13 protein-coding genes are annotated in these 16,034 nt (G+C 56.0%); 9 read left to right on the forward strand and 4 right to left on the reverse strand.

Features of this window, described 5'->3' with window-relative positions; genetic code table 11:
• Positions 1 to 171: 171 nt before the first annotated feature.
• The gene (locus tag ACQY4M_RS14475) at positions 172 to 1,830 is read right to left on the reverse strand and encodes an NAD+ synthase (protein ID WP_428545483.1); all 1,659 of its coding nucleotides are present in this window, start codon (positions 1,828 to 1,830) and stop codon (positions 172 to 174) included.
• A 141-nt stretch (positions 1,831 to 1,971) separates the two neighbouring features.
• On the opposite strand from ACQY4M_RS14475, the gene ACQY4M_RS14480 reads away from it, so the two are divergent.
• The 3 genes from ACQY4M_RS14480 (at position 1,972) to ACQY4M_RS14490 (ending at position 4,871) form a co-directional block, all read left to right on the forward strand.
• Positions 1,972 to 3,105, forward strand: a complete 1,134-nt coding sequence (locus tag ACQY4M_RS14480) for a 2-isopropylmalate synthase (RefSeq protein ID WP_428545486.1) — start codon at positions 1,972 to 1,974, stop codon at positions 3,103 to 3,105.
• A gap of 88 nt (positions 3,106 to 3,193) precedes the next feature.
• Positions 3,194 to 4,444 carry an IS256 family transposase gene (locus ACQY4M_RS14485; protein ID WP_428539230.1) on the forward strand — a complete coding sequence of 417 codons (1,251 nt, stop codon included), beginning with the start codon at positions 3,194 to 3,196 and terminating at the stop codon, positions 4,442 to 4,444.
• 112 nt (positions 4,445 to 4,556) lie between these two features.
• Complete coding sequence (locus ACQY4M_RS14490) at positions 4,557 to 4,871, forward strand: DUF4453 domain-containing protein (protein ID WP_428545643.1); 315 nt, start codon at positions 4,557 to 4,559, stop codon at positions 4,869 to 4,871.
• 42 nt (positions 4,872 to 4,913) lie between these two features.
• Here the strand turns inward: ACQY4M_RS14490 and ACQY4M_RS14495 are convergent, their stop codons facing one another.
• Entirely contained in the window at positions 4,914 to 6,320 is a 1,407-nt protein-coding gene (locus ACQY4M_RS14495) for an NAD(P)/FAD-dependent oxidoreductase (RefSeq protein ID WP_428545489.1), read from the reverse strand.
• Positions 6,321 to 6,385: 65 nt separating this feature from the next.
• Positions 6,386 to 7,429 (reverse strand): IS5 family transposase, encoded by a 1,044-nt coding sequence (locus ACQY4M_RS14500; RefSeq protein ID WP_428539227.1) that lies wholly within the window; start codon positions 7,427 to 7,429, stop codon positions 6,386 to 6,388.
• Between the two features lie 384 nt (positions 7,430 to 7,813).
• Here ACQY4M_RS14500 and ACQY4M_RS14505 point away from each other — a divergent pair, with 384 nt between their 5' ends.
• From ACQY4M_RS14505 to rodA, 6 genes are all read left to right on the forward strand, one after another.
• The gene (locus tag ACQY4M_RS14505) at positions 7,814 to 9,361 is read left to right on the forward strand and encodes a 2-isopropylmalate synthase (RefSeq protein WP_428545492.1); all 1,548 of its coding nucleotides are present in this window, start codon (positions 7,814 to 7,816) and stop codon (positions 9,359 to 9,361) included.
• A 288-nt stretch (positions 9,362 to 9,649) separates the two neighbouring features.
• On the forward strand, positions 9,650 to 10,687 hold the full coding sequence (locus ACQY4M_RS14510) for a rod shape-determining protein (RefSeq protein ID WP_428545495.1): 1,038 nt from the start codon (positions 9,650 to 9,652) through the stop codon (positions 10,685 to 10,687).
• Positions 10,688 to 10,713: 26 nt separating this feature from the next.
• The gene (gene mreC, locus ACQY4M_RS14515) at positions 10,714 to 11,622 is read left to right on the forward strand and encodes a rod shape-determining protein MreC (protein WP_428545498.1); all 909 of its coding nucleotides are present in this window, start codon (positions 10,714 to 10,716) and stop codon (positions 11,620 to 11,622) included.
• Positions 11,623 to 11,731: 109 nt separating this feature from the next.
• Entirely contained in the window at positions 11,732 to 12,154 is a 423-nt protein-coding gene (locus ACQY4M_RS14520; RefSeq protein ID WP_428545501.1) for a rod shape-determining protein MreD, read from the forward strand.
• Positions 12,151 to 14,070: a penicillin-binding protein 2 gene (gene mrdA / locus ACQY4M_RS14525; protein ID WP_428545504.1), complete on the forward strand. Its 1,920-nt coding sequence runs from the start codon at positions 12,151 to 12,153 to the stop codon at positions 14,068 to 14,070. The genes ACQY4M_RS14520 and mrdA overlap by 4 nt, the downstream gene beginning before the upstream one ends.
• A complete protein-coding gene (gene rodA / locus ACQY4M_RS14530; protein WP_428545510.1) occupies positions 14,067 to 15,206 on the forward strand; it encodes a rod shape-determining protein RodA in 1,140 nt (379 codons plus the stop codon). The genes mrdA and rodA overlap by 4 nt, the downstream gene beginning before the upstream one ends.
• Here the strand turns inward: rodA and ACQY4M_RS14535 are convergent.
• Complete coding sequence (locus tag ACQY4M_RS14535; protein WP_428545513.1) at positions 15,203 to 16,024, reverse strand: LysR family transcriptional regulator; 822 nt, start codon at positions 16,022 to 16,024, stop codon at positions 15,203 to 15,205. The two genes, rodA and ACQY4M_RS14535, sit on opposite strands and share 4 nt — an antisense overlap.
• Positions 16,025 to 16,034: the final 10 nt, after the last annotated feature.

A 16,034-nucleotide genomic window follows, 5' to 3' on the forward strand; every position in this document is an offset into this window, starting at 1 on the left:
ATAGCATTTCTGCTAAAAATTGAATTGCGCCCTGCCAATGAACGCCATTTCTACGCAATCGCGGCCTTGTTGGCAATATATGGTTTATTTGACAGGTACGCCAAGGCAAATAGGATGGCTTGCTCTATGCTGCCTTGTGGTTTTGTAGCGCAGATGAAAACCGGAAATTGATCATGTGGGATCCCGCCAGCGGTTCACAATCGGATAGCGCCGGTCCAGCCAGAAAGATCGCATGGTCAGGCGCGGGCCCGGGGCGGACTGGAAGCGTTTGTATTCGCTGATATATAGCAGATGTTCGACCTTCTTCACCACAGCACGATCAAACCCTTCGGCGACCAGCCCGGCGACCGATTTTTCGTCATCCACCAGACCCGTCAGGATCGCATCCAGCACGTCATAGGGGGGCAGGCTGTCATCATCGCGCTGGCCCTCGCGCAGTTCGGCACTGGGGGGCTTGTCGATTACACGCGGCGGGATTACTTCGCCAGCCGGTCCTGCCATCCAGTCGCGGTGGTTGGCATTGCGCCAGCGGCAGGTTTCAAACACGCGGGTTTTATACATGTCTTTCAGAGAGTTATATCCGCCCGCCATATCACCATAGATGGTGGCATAACCCACAGCCACCTCGGATTTGTTCCCCGTGGTCAGCAGCATTTCCCCGAATTTGTTGGACAAGGCCATCAGCAATAATCCCCGAAGGCGGGACTGGATGTTTTCTTCGGTCAATCCTTCTTCGGTGCCCTCGAACAGGGGGGCAAGTGTGTTGGTGATGGCTTGACGCCCTTCGGAAATTGGCACGAAATCATACCGGCAACCCAGATTTTCGGCGATTTCCTGTGCATCGTCCAGTGACGATTGCGAGGTGTATTCCGACGGCAGCATAACACAGCGCACATTTTCCGGCCCCAGGGCATCGGCGGCAATGGCTGCCACAATGGCGCTGTCGATCCCGCCGGACAGACCCAGCAATACCTTTTTGAACCCGGTCTTGCGCATGTAATCGCGCAGGGCTTCGACCATCACGCGATAATCCTGCTCCCACTCATCCGGTTGCGGGGCCAGATCGCCTTTGACCGCGCGCCAGCCGTCGGCCTCGCGGGTGAAATCAACATGTGTCACGACCTCTTCAAAGGGGGGCAGCAGCAGCGCCAGCTCCCCGCCGGGGTTCAACACAAAGGACGCCCCGTCAAACACCTGATCATCCTGCCCGCCAACCATGTTCAGATAGACCAGCGGCAGGTCGTTTTCTGTCACCCGCGCCACCATGATGTTCATGCGCACGTCCAGCTTGTTGCGAAAATAGGGTGAGCCATTGGGGATCAGCAGGATTTCGGCGCCGGTTTCGGTCAGGGTTTCGGCCACGTCCTCGTGCCAGGCGTCCTCGCAAATAGGGGAGCCGATGCGGATATTGTCGATGCTGTAAGGGCCGGCCGGTTCCGCGCTGTCGAACAGGCGTTTTTCGTCAAATACGGTTTCGTTGGGCAGGTGGTGTTTCAACACACGGCGGATGATCTTGCCGCCTTGAAGGATGTAATAGGCGTTATACAGCTTGTCACCGTCTGCATAGGGCCCGCCAATTGCCAGTGTAGGACCATTGGCACAATCCTTGGCAAGTTGTTCGATGTGGCGCATGGCGTCGGCGGTAAAAGCGGGTTTCATCACCAGATCCTGCACCTGATAGCCGGTGATAAACATTTCCGGCAGCGCAACCAGATCGGCGCCAGCTTCGCGCCCCTGTTCCCACGCATCGCGGGCTTTGGCGGCGTTGCCGTCCAAAGCCCCCGCAGTGGGGTTCAATTGGGCAAGGGTCAGGCGGAATTTGTCAGACATGCGTGCATTTCCTTTGTTCACACCGGTTTTATTAGCAGAGTTCTGCCCGAGTGGAAGCCTTGAAGCGCAAAAGACATTGTCAGGGCGGCGGGGCTCTACTAGGTTCCTACACAACAGATATAGGGGGCCGATGTGTTCAAGGTGAAAGCAGCAAAGACGCAAATGCAGGTGGCATTGGTCGGGGTGGCTCTGTCCCTCGGCCTGCCTGGCGCAGGGTACAGCCAGAACACGACCGAGGTTATCACCAAACAGTATGGAGATGGCGGCCTTTATGAAGGAACCTTTCTGGATGGCAAACGGCACGGCACCGGCACTTACCGCCTGCCTAATGGCTATGAATATAGCGGCGAGTGGGTCGAGGGTTATGCCAGTGGTCAGGGAACTGCGAAATTCCAGAATGGATCAATTTACACAGGGTCCTTCGTCAAAGGGAAGCCGGACGGGTTTGGCAAGATCCTGTTTCCCGATGGCAGTAGTTACGAGGGTGACTGGGTAGAGGCGCAGATAACCGGTAACGGGATATGGGTCTATCCCAACGGCGCCCAGTACGAGGGCGGATTTCGCAATGGCCTGCGTCACGGTGAAGGCACGATGAAAAGCCCCAGTGGACTGGTTTATCAGGGCGAATGGGTCAACGGGGTAAAAGAAGGGTTGGCGAAAATTGTCTACCCCGATGGATCGGTTTTTGAAGGAACCATGTCAAAAGGGAACCGCGAGGGTAAAGGCACGCTTAGAACCAAAGACGGGACCAGTTACGATGGTGACTGGAAGGATGACAAATTCGATGGCACCGGAGTTCTGACCCTGCTGGACCGCACGGTTTATTCCGGTGAGTTCAAGGCGAACCAGCGCAATGGCAAAGGGAAAATCACCTATCCAGATGGCTCGGTTTATGAGGGTGATTTCAAGGATGACCAGCGCCACGGGAAAGGCACGTTCACCAGTGCGGACGGGCAGGTTTATACCGGCAGTTGGGTCAATGGCGTGATGCAAGGCAATGGTGAAGAGCATTATCCCGATGGCTCGGTCTATGTAGGCAATTACAAGAACAATCTGCCGAACGGTCAAGGCAAAATGACATATGCCGATGGCGGCATCTATGAAGGCAACTGGCTGGATGGCGTACCAGATGGCAAAGGGGTGGCCCATTATTCCAATGGGTTGGTTTATGAAGGCGATTTCCGTGACGGCACCTTTAACGGGCAAGGCACGCTGACCACACCCGGGAAATACAAATATGTTGGTGGTTGGATAACTGGTGCCCCCAAAGAGTAATGCCCGAAAGTTGGTGATGGGGTGATTGGGTGGCATATCATGGCGGTGTTGACGCGCCGCGATTCTCAGAGAGAAAAGGATATGCCACATGGAAGACGATACTATTTTGGAGTTTACCGATCCAGCCGGAATTTCACCTGATCCGCTGACGGATATCTTGCGCAAAGGCGCGCGGGATCTGTTGGCACAGGCGGTCGAGGCCGAGGTTTGTGATCTGATGGCGCAACACGCGCATTTGAGGGATTCGGCCGGTCGCCAGCGCCTTGTTCGCCACGGATACCTGCCGGAGCGCGAGGTGATGACGGGGATCGGCCCTGTCCCGGTGAATGTGCCTCGGGTGCGTGATCGTGGCACGGGGGCGGAGAAGATCAGGTTCACCTCGACGCTTCTGCCGCCGTATCTGCGCCGGGCAAAGTCGGTCGAGGAGTTGTTGCCCTGGCTCTATCTCAAAGGTATTTCCACGGGTGATTTCGGCGAAGCACTGGCGGCCCTTCTGGGGCCTGATGCGGGTGGTTTGACATCGAGCACGATTTCGCGCCTGAAGGCGGAGTGGTGGGCAGAATACGAGCGTTGGAACCGGCGTGACCTGTCGGCCAAACGCTATGTGTATTTCTGGGCCGACGGGGTTTATTTCAAGCCGCGCACGGATGCTGACAAGCAATGCATGCTGGTGATCATCGGCGCGGACGAGTGGGGTAACAAGGATGTTCTGGGCCTCGTGGACGGGTATCGAGAAAGCAGCCAGAGCTGGCGTGAACTGCTGCTGGACTTGCAACGTCGTGGCCTCAGAAAAGCCCCTGATCTGGCCGTTGGTGATGGCGCGCTCGGCTTCTGGAACGCCTTGCGGGAGGTGTTCGGTGAGACCCGGGAGCAGCGCTGCTGGGTGCATAAAACCGGCAACGTCCTGAATGCCATGCCGAAGTCGCTGCAAGCCAAAGCCAAGGGCCATCTACAGGACATCTGGATGGCCGAGAACAAACGGGACGCCGAGGCCGCGTTCAATTTCTTCATCGAAGCCTATGGCGTGAAATACGAGCGTGCCGTGGGGAAGCTGACCAAGGACCGGGACGTGCTGCTGACCTTCTACGACTTCCCTGCCGAGCACTGGAAACACATCCGCACATCCAACCCCATCGAAAGCATATTTGCCACCGTGCGGCACCGAACGAAGAAGACCAAAGGCTGCCTCGGGCGCAAGACCGCCTTGGCAATGACCTTCCGCCTGATGATGTCGGCAAAGAAGAAATGGCGTAAACTCGACGGCGCATTCCGATTGCCGGAAATCATCGAAGGGGTTGAATTTAAGGACGGGATCAAGCAGGAAAAACATGCCGCCTGATTACTGCGTCACCAACTTTTGGGCATAGCTCTCCGCCGAGGTTTCGGAGCAGATCACCGCGATACGGGAACTGGAGCAGGGCGATCCTGGCGGGTTTTACGATGCATGCCATATCGACACCAGCCAACGAGAGCTTGATTTACCTGCCCTTGAATTGCGCAAGCAACTGGATTTCCAGCCCGTGACGGATGGTGACGTTTCAGTGTGCATTGGATATCGTGATCGGGTGCAAACACTATATTCTGCCCCATGGGAAACGGCCACCAAGACAGGAACCATACGTCAGGGTGACAACGTGATGATGGGGCATCTGGACTGGAACGGTTGGATCTTTGGAACCGTTTGGAGGGGCGACCGGCCCTATGCTGTTGGCTGGTATCATACACCAATAGCGGACGAGAACCAGTGCGAGGGTTTCGCGGGCTAACCGCGCAAAAGAAAACGGGGCCCGCTGTGGGCCCCGCATCTGTTATTTTTGCTGCTTGGTGATTTTCAGCATCTTCATGATGCGTTTTTCATACCAAGGCTCGGAAACGCCTTTTTTGACTTTGCGAATAAAATACCATTCGAACGCCAGTTTGGCCCAATGCACCCAACGCCCGCTGGAGGTCCAGTTTTTGTTGCGCGGCGGGTTCTGCGGCATCGCAAGGAAGGCAAAGCCACGGTTGCCAAAGTCGGCCAGACAAAACGCGTTCCATGTGGCCATTTCCTTGGGGTCCTTGCCCGCAATCACATTGGGGATGTTGTGAGCCGTGGCCGTAACCATGCTTTCAATCATGAAACCGGTTTTCGGAACACCTGTTGGCACCGGCGTTGCAACCGGCGGTGCGATGGCGATACAAACGCCGATGGCAAAGATGTTCTGGTATTTCGGATTGCGCTGGTATTCGTCAACGATGACGAAACCACGCGGATTTACCAGCCCTTCCAGCCCCATCAGGGCCGGAATGCCGCGAAAGGCGGGCAGCATCATTGCATACCCGAATTCTTCTTCGTGCTTTTCCTTTTCCGAACCGTCTTCGTTCACTTCGGTGAAATGCACTTTGCCTTCTTCAAATTTGTCGACCTTACAGTTGGTCACCCATTTGATGTCGCGATCTCGCAGCGCGCTTTCCAGCATCCCTTTGGTATCGCCAACGCCGCCCAGACCAAGGTGGCCGATGTAGGGTTCCGAGGTGACAAATGTCATCGGAACCTTGTGGCGGATTTTACGGCGGCGCAGATCGGTTTCGATGGTCAGCAGATATTCGTAAGCCGGGCCAAAGCAGGACGCGCCCTGAACAGCGCCAACAACGATCGGACCGGGGTTGGCGCAGAAGGCATCCCAGTTGTTACCGGAAATTTCCGCATGCTCCACATGACAGACCGAGGCTGTGTGTGCGTCGGGACCAAAGCCTTCGATTTCATCAAATGCCAGATCTGGACCGGTGGCGATCACCAGATAATCATAGGTAACTTCGCGGCCGCTATCCAAAACAATCTTGTTTTCATCGGGGTGCAGCTTCTTTGCGCCATCACAGATAAATTCGATTCCCCGTTTCGACATGACGGGTTCCAGTTCGACGATCAGCTCTTCTTTTTTACGCCAACCAACACCTGCCCACGGATTGGATGGTGTGAACTGAAAGTACGATTTATTGGAAATAACCGTTATTTTATCGCTTTTCGCAAGCGTTTCGCGCAATTCATACGCTTGGATGGCGCCGCCAAGACCGGCCCCCAATACGACGACATGTGTCATTGTTCTCTCCCTGATGACATATTTTTGGTATTCATTCCGATAGTCTATAGGGAACCTCTGTAAATTCCCGTTTTCGCCTTCTTCGCGGCGGGGTGGACGGTTTTTCGCCTGTCCCGCCTGATTGCTTCGGATCATAAACCCATTTTCACCGGTTTCAAGCCGGTTTTGGGTATTTCAGGCACACCTCACCCCATGAACCCTTATCCCGGCGCCGCCAGGCCGCATTCGAACTGGACGAAGCGCTTCATGTTGTAGACCAGGTTCATCATCCCGATGCGAAATCGCGCCCGCTTCAGGCCGATGGAGCGGATCAGCTTGCCGCCCATGGAGCGCTCCTGAAAAGCGAATACATGCTCGACCCGGACCCGCACTTTCGAGCGCCTCCGGTTGGCCTTTTGCTGGCGCTCGCCAAGCGGCTTGCCGCGCCTGCCCTTGTGATGGATATGGCTGTGAAGCCCCCGCTCTTCCAGCTCGCTTTCGATCTTTTGCGAGCGATAGGCGCTGTCGGCCCACAGGTCCGATGAGGTGTTGCTCGCATCAATCAGACCGGCAAGCGCCTGGCTGTCATGCACGGCGGCATCGGTGACATCATAAGCGCGGATGAATTTGTGCCGCCGGTCGACATTGATGTGGTTCTTGTAGCCGTAATAGCTCTTGCCGTGCTTCTTCGTCCAGCGCGCATCCACGTCCTTCTGGCGCTTCTTGTGGGGTTTTTCCTCCCACTCTTCAGGCGTTTCGCCCGCCTTGATTTTCTCGTTCTCGTCCCTTTTGTTGTGCTGGCGCGGCGCCGGAACGATGCTCGCATCAACAATCTGCCCGCCCATCGCCAGATAGCCCTTTTCGCGCAGAAAGGCATCGAACTTGTCAAACAGCTCCTTCATCTTCCCGGCCCCGGCCAGCCTTTCACGGTAGGCCCAGATGGTCTTGGCGTCAGGTACGCTGTCTTCAATGCCAAGGCCGAGAAACCGCATGAACGACAGGCGGTCGCGGATCTGATACTCGATCTGATCGTCAGAGAGGTTGTAGAGCTGCTGCAAAACCATCGTCTTGAATATCAGCACCTCATCCCAAGGCGGGCGGCCAGCGTTGGATTTGCGCTGTTCGGGCGGCGTGCGCCATATGGCCTTCAGCTCGTCCCGGTAATCCTCGAACGGCACCATGTCGTTGAGCAACACCAGCGGATCACCAGATTTGTCCAGTCCCGCGTATCGGCTGGAAAGATCAAAAAATCCCATCTGACCCATGACAAAACCCCGTCGGTCGAATCATTTTCATCCTGATGACGATTCTACCCCGTCAGGCCGGATTTTGGGGGATTTTTAGAGGTTCCCTATATAGAAAAACGCAATTACATTCAATATTCCCAATGTATCGCGTAACATTATGTCGCGACCTAAAATTTACAGCCCGCCCCTTTTCTTTTTAACCCCCCCCTCCTATAGTCGCGGCGTGATGATGACATTTGGACATATCCTTGTTGATACCGCGGCCCGCACGCTTGGCCTGCTCCTGTCGTCGATCCTACTTCTTAGCCGCCTCTGAGCGTGCCGATATGGCGCGACCGCTCAGAGGGGATAATCGCGCCACTGCACCTTTAGGCTAAGACACTGAACACGAAAGTTTCCAAAATGACCGATACATCAACGCAAGACCGCGTAATCATCTTTGACACCACTTTACGCGACGGCGAACAATCCCCCGGCGCCACCATGACCCATGATGAAAAGCTGGAAATCGCATCCCTGCTGGACGAAATGGGCGTGGATGTGATCGAGGCGGGTTTCCCGATCGCCTCCGAGGGCGATTTTGCCGCCGTGTCCGAGATTTCCAAGAACAGCAAAAATTCGGTGATCTGCGGGCTGGCCCGCGCCAAGGTCGGCGATATAGACCGCTGCTGGGAGGCGGTGAAATTTGCCGCCCAACCGCGCATCCATACCTTTATCGGCACATCCCCCCAGCACCGCGCCATTCCCGATCTGGACATGGACGAAATGGCCGATGTGATCCACCAGACCGTGACCCACGCGCGCAACCTTTGTGACAATATCCAGTGGTCGCCGATGGACGCCACACGGACCGAAGACGATTACCTGTGCCGCGTGGTGGAAATTGCCATCAAGGCGGGTGCAACCACCATCAATATCCCCGATACCGTCGGCTATACCGCCCCCGCCGAAAGCGCCAAGATCATCCGCATGCTGCTGGAACGGGTGCCCGGTGCCGATGAAATTATTTTTGCCACCCATTGCCACAATGACCTGGGCATGGCCACGGCCAACGCGCTGGCCGCTGTGGACGCAGGCGCGCGGCAGATCGAATGCACCATCAACGGTCTGGGTGAACGTGCCGGCAACACCGCGCTGGAAGAAGTGGTGATGGCCATGCGCGTGCGCAATGACATCATGCCGTACCAGACCGGTATCGACACCACGAAAATTATGAACCTGTCGCGCATGGTCGCAACCGTGTCCGGTTTTGCGGTGCAATACAACAAGGCCATCGTCGGCAAGAACGCCTTTGCCCATGAAAGCGGCATCCATCAGGACGGGATGCTGAAATCGGCCGATACCTTCGAAATCATGCGGCCCTCGGATGTGGGCCTGTCGGAAACCAATCTGGTGATGGGCAAACATTCGGGGCGCGCTGCGTTGCGCTCGAAACTGGCCGATCTGGGGTATGAATTGGCCGACAACCAGTTGAAGGATGTGTTCGTGCGCTTCAAGGCGCTGGCAGATCGCAAGAAGGAAATCTTCGAGGATGATCTGATCGCCCTGATGCGCGACACCGCTTCGGATGCTGAACATGACACGATCCAGTTGAATCATCTGCGCGTGGTCTGTGGCACTTCCGGGCCGCAGACAGCGGAAATGACGCTGGAAATAGAAGGCGAAGATTGCACCACCACAGCCACGGGTGACGGCCCAGTGGATGCGGCGTTCAACGCGGTAAAGGAACTGTTCCCGCATGATGCGCGCCTTCAGCTATATCAGGTCCATGCCGTGACCGAAGGCACTGATGCGCAGGCGACCGTTTCAGTGCGGATGGAAGAAGATGGCAAAATTGCTGTCGGACAATCTGCCGATACAGATACAGTTGTTGCCTCGGTTCGGGCCTATATCAATGCGCTGAAAAAATTGTTGGTACGTCGCGAAAAGACAAAACCAGCAGACGCTTAGGCCTTTGCGACAAAATTAATTTCGCACCTTTGGCGGGGAAATTGGGTTTGTAATATTCCAACATTCCCAACAGATTTATTCCCCGCCAAAGCCTGACAGTTTCATATTTCCGACTTTCCCGTCGTTTTTCATGCCCACCAGATCAGGGCAAATATCCGCAGGCAAAGCAAAAAGGCGCTGACATATGTCCGCGCCCCCTTTACCCCCCCTGCGCCTCCCGCCTATAAGAAAATCCGCCCTGATGTCAGAATCGCAGGGTGATCGGTGTATCAAACGGAAAGCAAACGCATGGCTGGTTTTTCAGGACTGTTTTCGTCCGACATGGCAATTGATCTGGGCACGGCGAACACGCTGGTCTATGTCAAAGGCAAAGGCATCATTTTGAACGAACCTTCGGTGGTTGCCTATCACGTCAAGGACGGCGTGAAAAAGGTGTTGGCCGTGGGTGAAGATGCCAAGCTGATGCTGGGCCGCACGCCGGGCAGTATCGAAGCCATCCGCCCGATGCGCGAAGGGGTGATTGCCGACTTCGATACAGCCGAAGAAATGATCAAGCATTTCATCCGCAAGGTCCACAAGCGCACCACCTTTTCCAAACCCAAGATCATCGTCTGCGTACCCCATGGCGCGACACCGGTTGAAAAACGCGCCATCCGCCAGTCGGTCTTGTCTGCCGGTGCACGACGCGCCGGTCTGATTGCCGAACCGATTGCCGCGGCGATTGGCGCCGGTATGCCGATCACTGACCCGACCGGCAACATGGTTGTCGACATCGGCGGTGGCACCACCGAGGTGGCCGTGCTGTCACTGGGCGACATTGTTTATGCCCGTTCCGTGCGGGTCGGGGGCGACCGGATGGACGAAGCCATCATCAGTTATCTGCGTCGCCAGCATAACCTGCTGATCGGCGAAACCACAGCCGAGCGGATCAAGACAAGTATCGGCACAGCGCGGATGCCTGATGACGGGCGGGGGGCCTCGATGCACATTCGCGGGCGTGATCTGTTGAACGGTGTTCCCAAGGAAACCGAGGTCAATCAGGCCCAGATCGCCGAAGCATTGGCCGAACCCGTGCAACAGATTTGCGAAGCGGTGATGACGGCACTTGAAGCCACACCACCCGATCTGGCCGCCGATATCGTTGACCGTGGCGTGATGCTGACCGGCGGCGGTGCGTTGTTGGGCGATCTTGACCTGGCGCTGCGTGAACAGACCGGGCTGGCGATCTCGATTGCCGATGAATCGCTGAATTGTGTGGCATTGGGCACCGGCAAGGCGCTTGAATATGAAAAGCAGCTACGCCATGTAATTGACTACGACAGCTAGGCCATATCCGGCCACGGGAGCGTCCCTTGGCGAAAGACCGAAACACCCATGCACATTATGCCCGCCCGATCAGGCGTATTCTGGTCGGGCTGTTGGTGTTTGTGCTGATGGCCCTGTTCCTGTTGTGGCGGATTGACAGCCCGCGTGTGGAACGGTTCCGGGCGGCCATCGTCGACCGGTTCGTGCCGAATTTCGAATGGGCACTGGTGCCGGTTACGGCAGCGGCGGGCATGATCGAGAATTTTCGCTCCTACAACAAGATTTACGAACAAAATCAGGAATTGCGCCGCGAATTGCAACGCCTGAAATCGTGGAAAGAAGCGGCGGTTCAACTGGAGCAGCAAAACGCCAAACTGCTGGCGCTGAATTCGGTGCGTCTGGATCCGAAGCTGACATCGGTTTCCGGCGTGGTGCTGGCCGACAGCGGGTCGCCCTTTCGCCAGTCGGTTCTGCTGAATGTCGGATCGCGGGACGGGGTCAAGGATGGTTGGGCCACGATGGATGGTCTGGGGCTGGTCGGGCGCATTTCGGGGGTTGGCAACAATACCGCGCGGGTAATCCTGCTGACTGATGCCAACAGCCGGATACCCGTGACGATCCAGCCATCAGGGCAAAGGTCGCTTTTGGTTGGCGACAATTTCGCACGGCCATTGATCGAATTTCTGGAAAAACCGGAACTGGTGCGTCCCGGTGACAGGGTGGTGACCTCGGGCGATGGCGGGGTGTTTCCGGCCGGTTTGCTGGTGGGCGAAGTGACCAAAGATCTGGATCGGCGGTTAAGAGTGCGGTTGGCTGCCGACTACGAGCGGTTGGATTTTCTGCGGGTATTACGCAGCCGCAATGTCGAGATTATCAAAGATCCCGGCGCTTTGCTGATTGGCGAGCGGTCAGCGCCACAGATCCCGGTGCCAGAGGAGGGGGCGAGTGATGGTTGATCCGGCCCTTAGTCGAAAATGGGCATACTGGACATTGTTTCTGGTTCTTTCGGGGCTGATATTTTTCATGCGCCTGATCCCGTTGCAAACCACCCCGTCAAACTGGGCAATGCCCGATTTGCTGGTTTGTATGTGCTTTGCATGGGTGCTGCGGCGACCTGATTATACGCCGGTGTTGTTGATAGCCGCAGTCATGCTGTTGGCTGATATGCTGTTTCAGCGCCCGCCCGGATTGATGGCAGCATTGGTTGTGATCGGGACCGAGTTTTTGCGCAGACGCACCCATCTGATGCGCGAACTGCCTTTCCTGTTTGAATGGGCGATGGTGGCAGGTGTTATGGCAGCAATACTTATTGCCTACAGGCTGGTACTGATTATTGTGATGGAGCCACGGCCATCATTCTGGCTGTCGATGACGTTGTTGATTTCGACAATTGCCGCGTATCCGCTGGTTGTGGCCTTTTCCCGCTATGTGCTGGGTGTGCGCAAGATTGCCCCCGGTGAAGTAGATGAATTGGGACACCGGATATGAGACGAAACCCGAAAGATACCATCGAAAGCCAGCGTCGCATCACCCGACGTGCGTTGTTTCTTGGGGCCTCGCAATTGGCATTTGTGGGGGTGCTTGCAGCCAGAATGCGATATTTGCAGGTGGATCAGGCGGATCAATATCGCCTGCTGGCAGATGAAAACCGCATCAATATCCGCCTATTGCCCCCTGCGCGCGGGTTGATTTACGATCGAAACGGTGTGCCTTTGGCGGTGAACAAGCCGCTCTACCGGATCACTATTGTGCGCGAAGATGCGGGTGATGTGAACAATGTCGTGGCACGCCTGAATGCGCTGGTCCCGTTGGACCCCGAAGAAATCGCACGCGCGCTGGATGAAATGAAACGGCGCAGCCCGTTTGTGCCCGTTACACTCGCCGAGCGTCTGACATGGGAAGATATTGCCAAGGTTGCCGTTAACGCACCCGCATTGCCCGGTGTCACACCCGAGGTTGGTCTGTCCCGGGCTTATCCTCTGGCGGATGATTTTGCCCATATCGTCGGTTATGTGGGGGCCGTGAACGAGGCCGATTTGAACCGCACAAATGACCGCGATCCACTGCTGCAAATCCCGCGATTCCAGATCGGCAAGGTCGGGGTTGAAGCCAAGCTTGAAAAATCCCTGCGCGGCAAGGCAGGTATCAAACGTATCGAGGTGAACTCGATCGGTCGCGTCATGCGTGAACTGGGCCGGGAAGAGGGCGAGCCGGGGGTTAACCTGCAACTGACCATCGACAGCGCATTGCAAAACTATATTCAGGCGCGCCTTGAAGGCGAAAGTGCGGCGGCTGTTGTCATCGATGTGCAGACGGGGGATTTGCTGGCGATCGGTTCGACACCTGCGTTTGATCCGAACAAATTTGTAAATGGCATATCGCAGGCAGATTATTCGGCGCTGTTGAATGACAAATACCGTCCGCTGCCAAACAAAGCGATACAAGGGATCTACCCACCCGGATCGACCTTCAAGATGATGACTGCCCTTGCCGCGCTAGAAGAAGGCGTGCTGACTTCGGAAGAAACCGTAAAATGCAAAGGGTTTGTCGAGGTTGGCGGCCGCCGGTTCCATTGCTGGAAACGGGCGGGCCACGGAAATGTTAACCTGAAGAACAGCCTGAAAAAATCATGTGATGTGTTCTATTACGAGATGGCCCAACGGGTCGGGATCGAGAAAATCTCGGAAATGGCGCGCAAATTCGGGTTTGGCACAAAATTTGATGTACCGATGTCTTCGGTGGCCAAGGGATTGGCACCAACCAAAAGCTGGAAACTGGAACATCGCGGCGCGGAATGGGTGATCGGGGATTCTTTAAATGCGTCGATCGGGCAGGGGTTTGTGTTGTCCTCGCCTATGCAGCAGGCATTGATGACCGCCCGATTGGCCACGGGACGGGCCGTTATGCCAAGGTTGATCAAATCGGTAAACGGGGCCGAAACCCCGATTCAGGCGGGCGAGTCTTTGGGGATCAATGAAAACAATCTGAGACTGGTGCGAAAGGCAATGTATGCTGTCGTAAATGAAACGGGCGGCACTGCTTTTCGATCACGCATTCTGACAGAAAACATGCGTATGGCCGGAAAAACCGGCACCAGTCAGGTCGGCAACACGATCGTTCGCAATCAGGATGTGCCCTGGGAAAAACGCGATCATGCGCTTTTTGTCTGCTTTGCCCCGTTTGATGATCCGCGCATTGCCGTTTCAGTTGTAGTGGAACATGGCGGCGGTGGCTCCAAGGCAGCAGCACCGATTGCCCGGGATATTGCACTTCAGGCGCTTTACGGGGAACTTCCTCCTCTTGATGCCTATCCCGAGCGGGACCGGTGGCGCATCCGAAGCGAGCAAAAGGAATTGAATCTGCGGGATCCAGATTCATTCCGCGAAAGTAAAGATCAGGCATGAGTTACCTTGAACATAATATTAAAACTGTTCCCTCGGGGCTGCGGAAAATCCTGTTCCTGAACTGGCCGGTCATCTTGTTGCTTGCGGCGATCTCGGGCATCGGGTTTTTGATCCTGTATTCGGTTGCCGGTGGGTCGATGAGCCCCTGGGTCGAGCCGCAAATGAAACGTTTTGCCTTTGGCATGGGGATGATGCTGTTTATCGCCATGGTGCCGATCTGGTTTTGGCGCAACATGTCGGCACTGGCCTATCTGATTTCCGTCCTTTTGCTGTTGGCCGTGCATTTCTTTGGCACAGTCAATATGGGCGCAAAGCGCTGGATTGATCTGGGGTTTATGGTGTTGCAACCGTCCGAGCTGGCGAAAATAACCCTGATCATGGTGCTTGCGGCATACTATGACTGGCTGGATATCAAGAAAACCTCTCGGCTATTGTGGGTATTGATCCCTGTTATCATTATTATGGTGCCCACCGCGCTTGTTCTGAAACAACCGGATCTGGGAACTGCAATTCTGCTGGTAGCGGGGGGCGGCATTATAATGTTTCTTGCCGGTGTCAGCTGGTTCTATTTCGCGGCGATCATCGCAGCGGTGGCAGCCGCAATTACCGCTGTTTTCGAGTTTCGCGGCACTGAATGGCAGTTCCTGAAGGATTATCAATATCGCAGGATTGATACCTTTCTGAACCCCGCATCCGATCCATTGGGGGCCGGGTACCACATCACCCAGTCAAAAATCGCACTGGGGTCAGGCGGGCTGACGGGGCGCGGGTTTATGCAAGGCACACAGGCACGGTTGAATTTTCTGCCCGAGAAACACACAGACTTTATTTTCACCACACTGGCCGAGGAATTCGGCTTTCTGGGGGCGATGTCTTTGTTGGGCCTATATGCGCTAATCATCATTTTTTGCGTTGTGTCAGCCGTAAAAAACAAGGATCGCTATGCGTCGCTGATCACCCTCGGGGTGGCGGCCACGCTGTTTTTGTTCTTTGTCGTCAACATGTCGATGGTGATGGGGCTGGCCCCAGTTGTCGGGGTGCCTTTGCCGTTGGTGTCTTATGGCGGGTCGGCCATGCTGGTTCTGTTGATCGCCTTTGGTTTGATGCAGAGCGCCCACGTCCACCGCCCACGTTAAACAACAGTATTACGGATCAATTCCAGCACCGGATGATCCGCCTGATGGGTGCGGCACAACAGGCCGATTTCGCGCACATCTTCCCCGATACGTTTGAACGCCATGTCGGGAAACCTGTCGGTCAATCCAGCCCAGTTTGGCACCACCGCCACGCCTGAACCGCCTTGCACCATGATGGCAATGGTTTCCAGCGCGTCCAGTTCGCATAAAATCTGCGGGGTTTCGTTAACCTGTTGCACCCCGCTCCAGCACAGCGACCCGCCCCAAGATTTGCGGCTGTAGACGATAAATGGCGCATCCCTGTCCGGCGTGCCAATCATGCCGAGAGGTTCGCGCACCAGCCCCGCAAAGCGTTGTGATTTTGGCAAGGGGAATGGCGGGGCCACGCAGATCACCGCGTCCAGTTCCCCATCCTGAAACGCGCGGTATAGCTGTGCCGAGGTGCCGGGGTGGATGTCCAGCTCGACCGCCGGCATCTGCTGATGCACCTGCCGGATGATCTGTGGCATGTAATCGGTCAATACCGTTGAAATGGCCCCCAGACGGAAGCGTCCTGCCTGTGTGGTTTGGCTCAGGGACAGGGTTAACGCCCGCCCTTCCTCCAGCACCCGCCGGATTTGCGGCAGCAGGCGCAGACAGGCGGGTGTGGGTTGTACACTGCGGCCCGAGCGACGCAACAGGTCCACACCCAGTTCCGCCTCAAGCGCTTGCAAACGCTGGCTGATGGCGGGGGCGGTGATGCCTTCGCGCTGGGCTGCGGCGGTGATGCTGCCCTGTTCGACAACCGCCACCAGTGATTTCAGAAACCGTAAATCCATAAGCAAAGCT

The sequence above is a fragment of the Profundibacter sp. genome, from assembly GCF_965277155.1.
In the GTDB taxonomy this organism is placed as follows: Bacteria; Pseudomonadota; Alphaproteobacteria; order Rhodobacterales; family Rhodobacteraceae; genus Profundibacter.

Bases quoted from the DNA above. Each gene is read 5' to 3' on its own strand.
- ACQY4M_RS14475 (WP_428545483.1), bottom strand. From the start codon at position 1,830: ATGTCTGACAAATTCCGCCTGACCCTTGCCCAATTGAACCCCACTGCG.
- ACQY4M_RS14485 (WP_428539230.1), top strand. From the start codon at position 3,194: ATGGAAGACGATACTATTTTGGAGTTTACCGATCCAGCCGGAATTTCA.
- ACQY4M_RS14495 (WP_428545489.1), bottom strand. From the start codon at position 6,320: ATGATCCGAAGCAATCAGGCGGGACAGGCGAAAAACCGTCCACCCCGC.
- ACQY4M_RS14500 (WP_428539227.1), bottom strand. From the start codon at position 7,429: ATGGGTCAGATGGGATTTTTTGATCTTTCCAGCCGATACGCGGGACTG.
- ACQY4M_RS14505 (WP_428545492.1), top strand. From the start codon at position 7,814: ATGACCGATACATCAACGCAAGACCGCGTAATCATCTTTGACACCACT.
- ACQY4M_RS14510 (WP_428545495.1), top strand. From the start codon at position 9,650: ATGGCTGGTTTTTCAGGACTGTTTTCGTCCGACATGGCAATTGATCTG.
- ACQY4M_RS14520 (WP_428545501.1), top strand. From the start codon at position 11,732: ATGCCCGATTTGCTGGTTTGTATGTGCTTTGCATGGGTGCTGCGGCGA.
- mrdA (WP_428545504.1), top strand. From the start codon at position 12,151: ATGAGACGAAACCCGAAAGATACCATCGAAAGCCAGCGTCGCATCACC.
- rodA (WP_428545510.1), top strand. From the start codon at position 14,067: ATGAGTTACCTTGAACATAATATTAAAACTGTTCCCTCGGGGCTGCGG.
- ACQY4M_RS14535 (WP_428545513.1), bottom strand. From the start codon at position 16,024: ATGGATTTACGGTTTCTGAAATCACTGGTGGCGGTTGTCGAACAGGGC.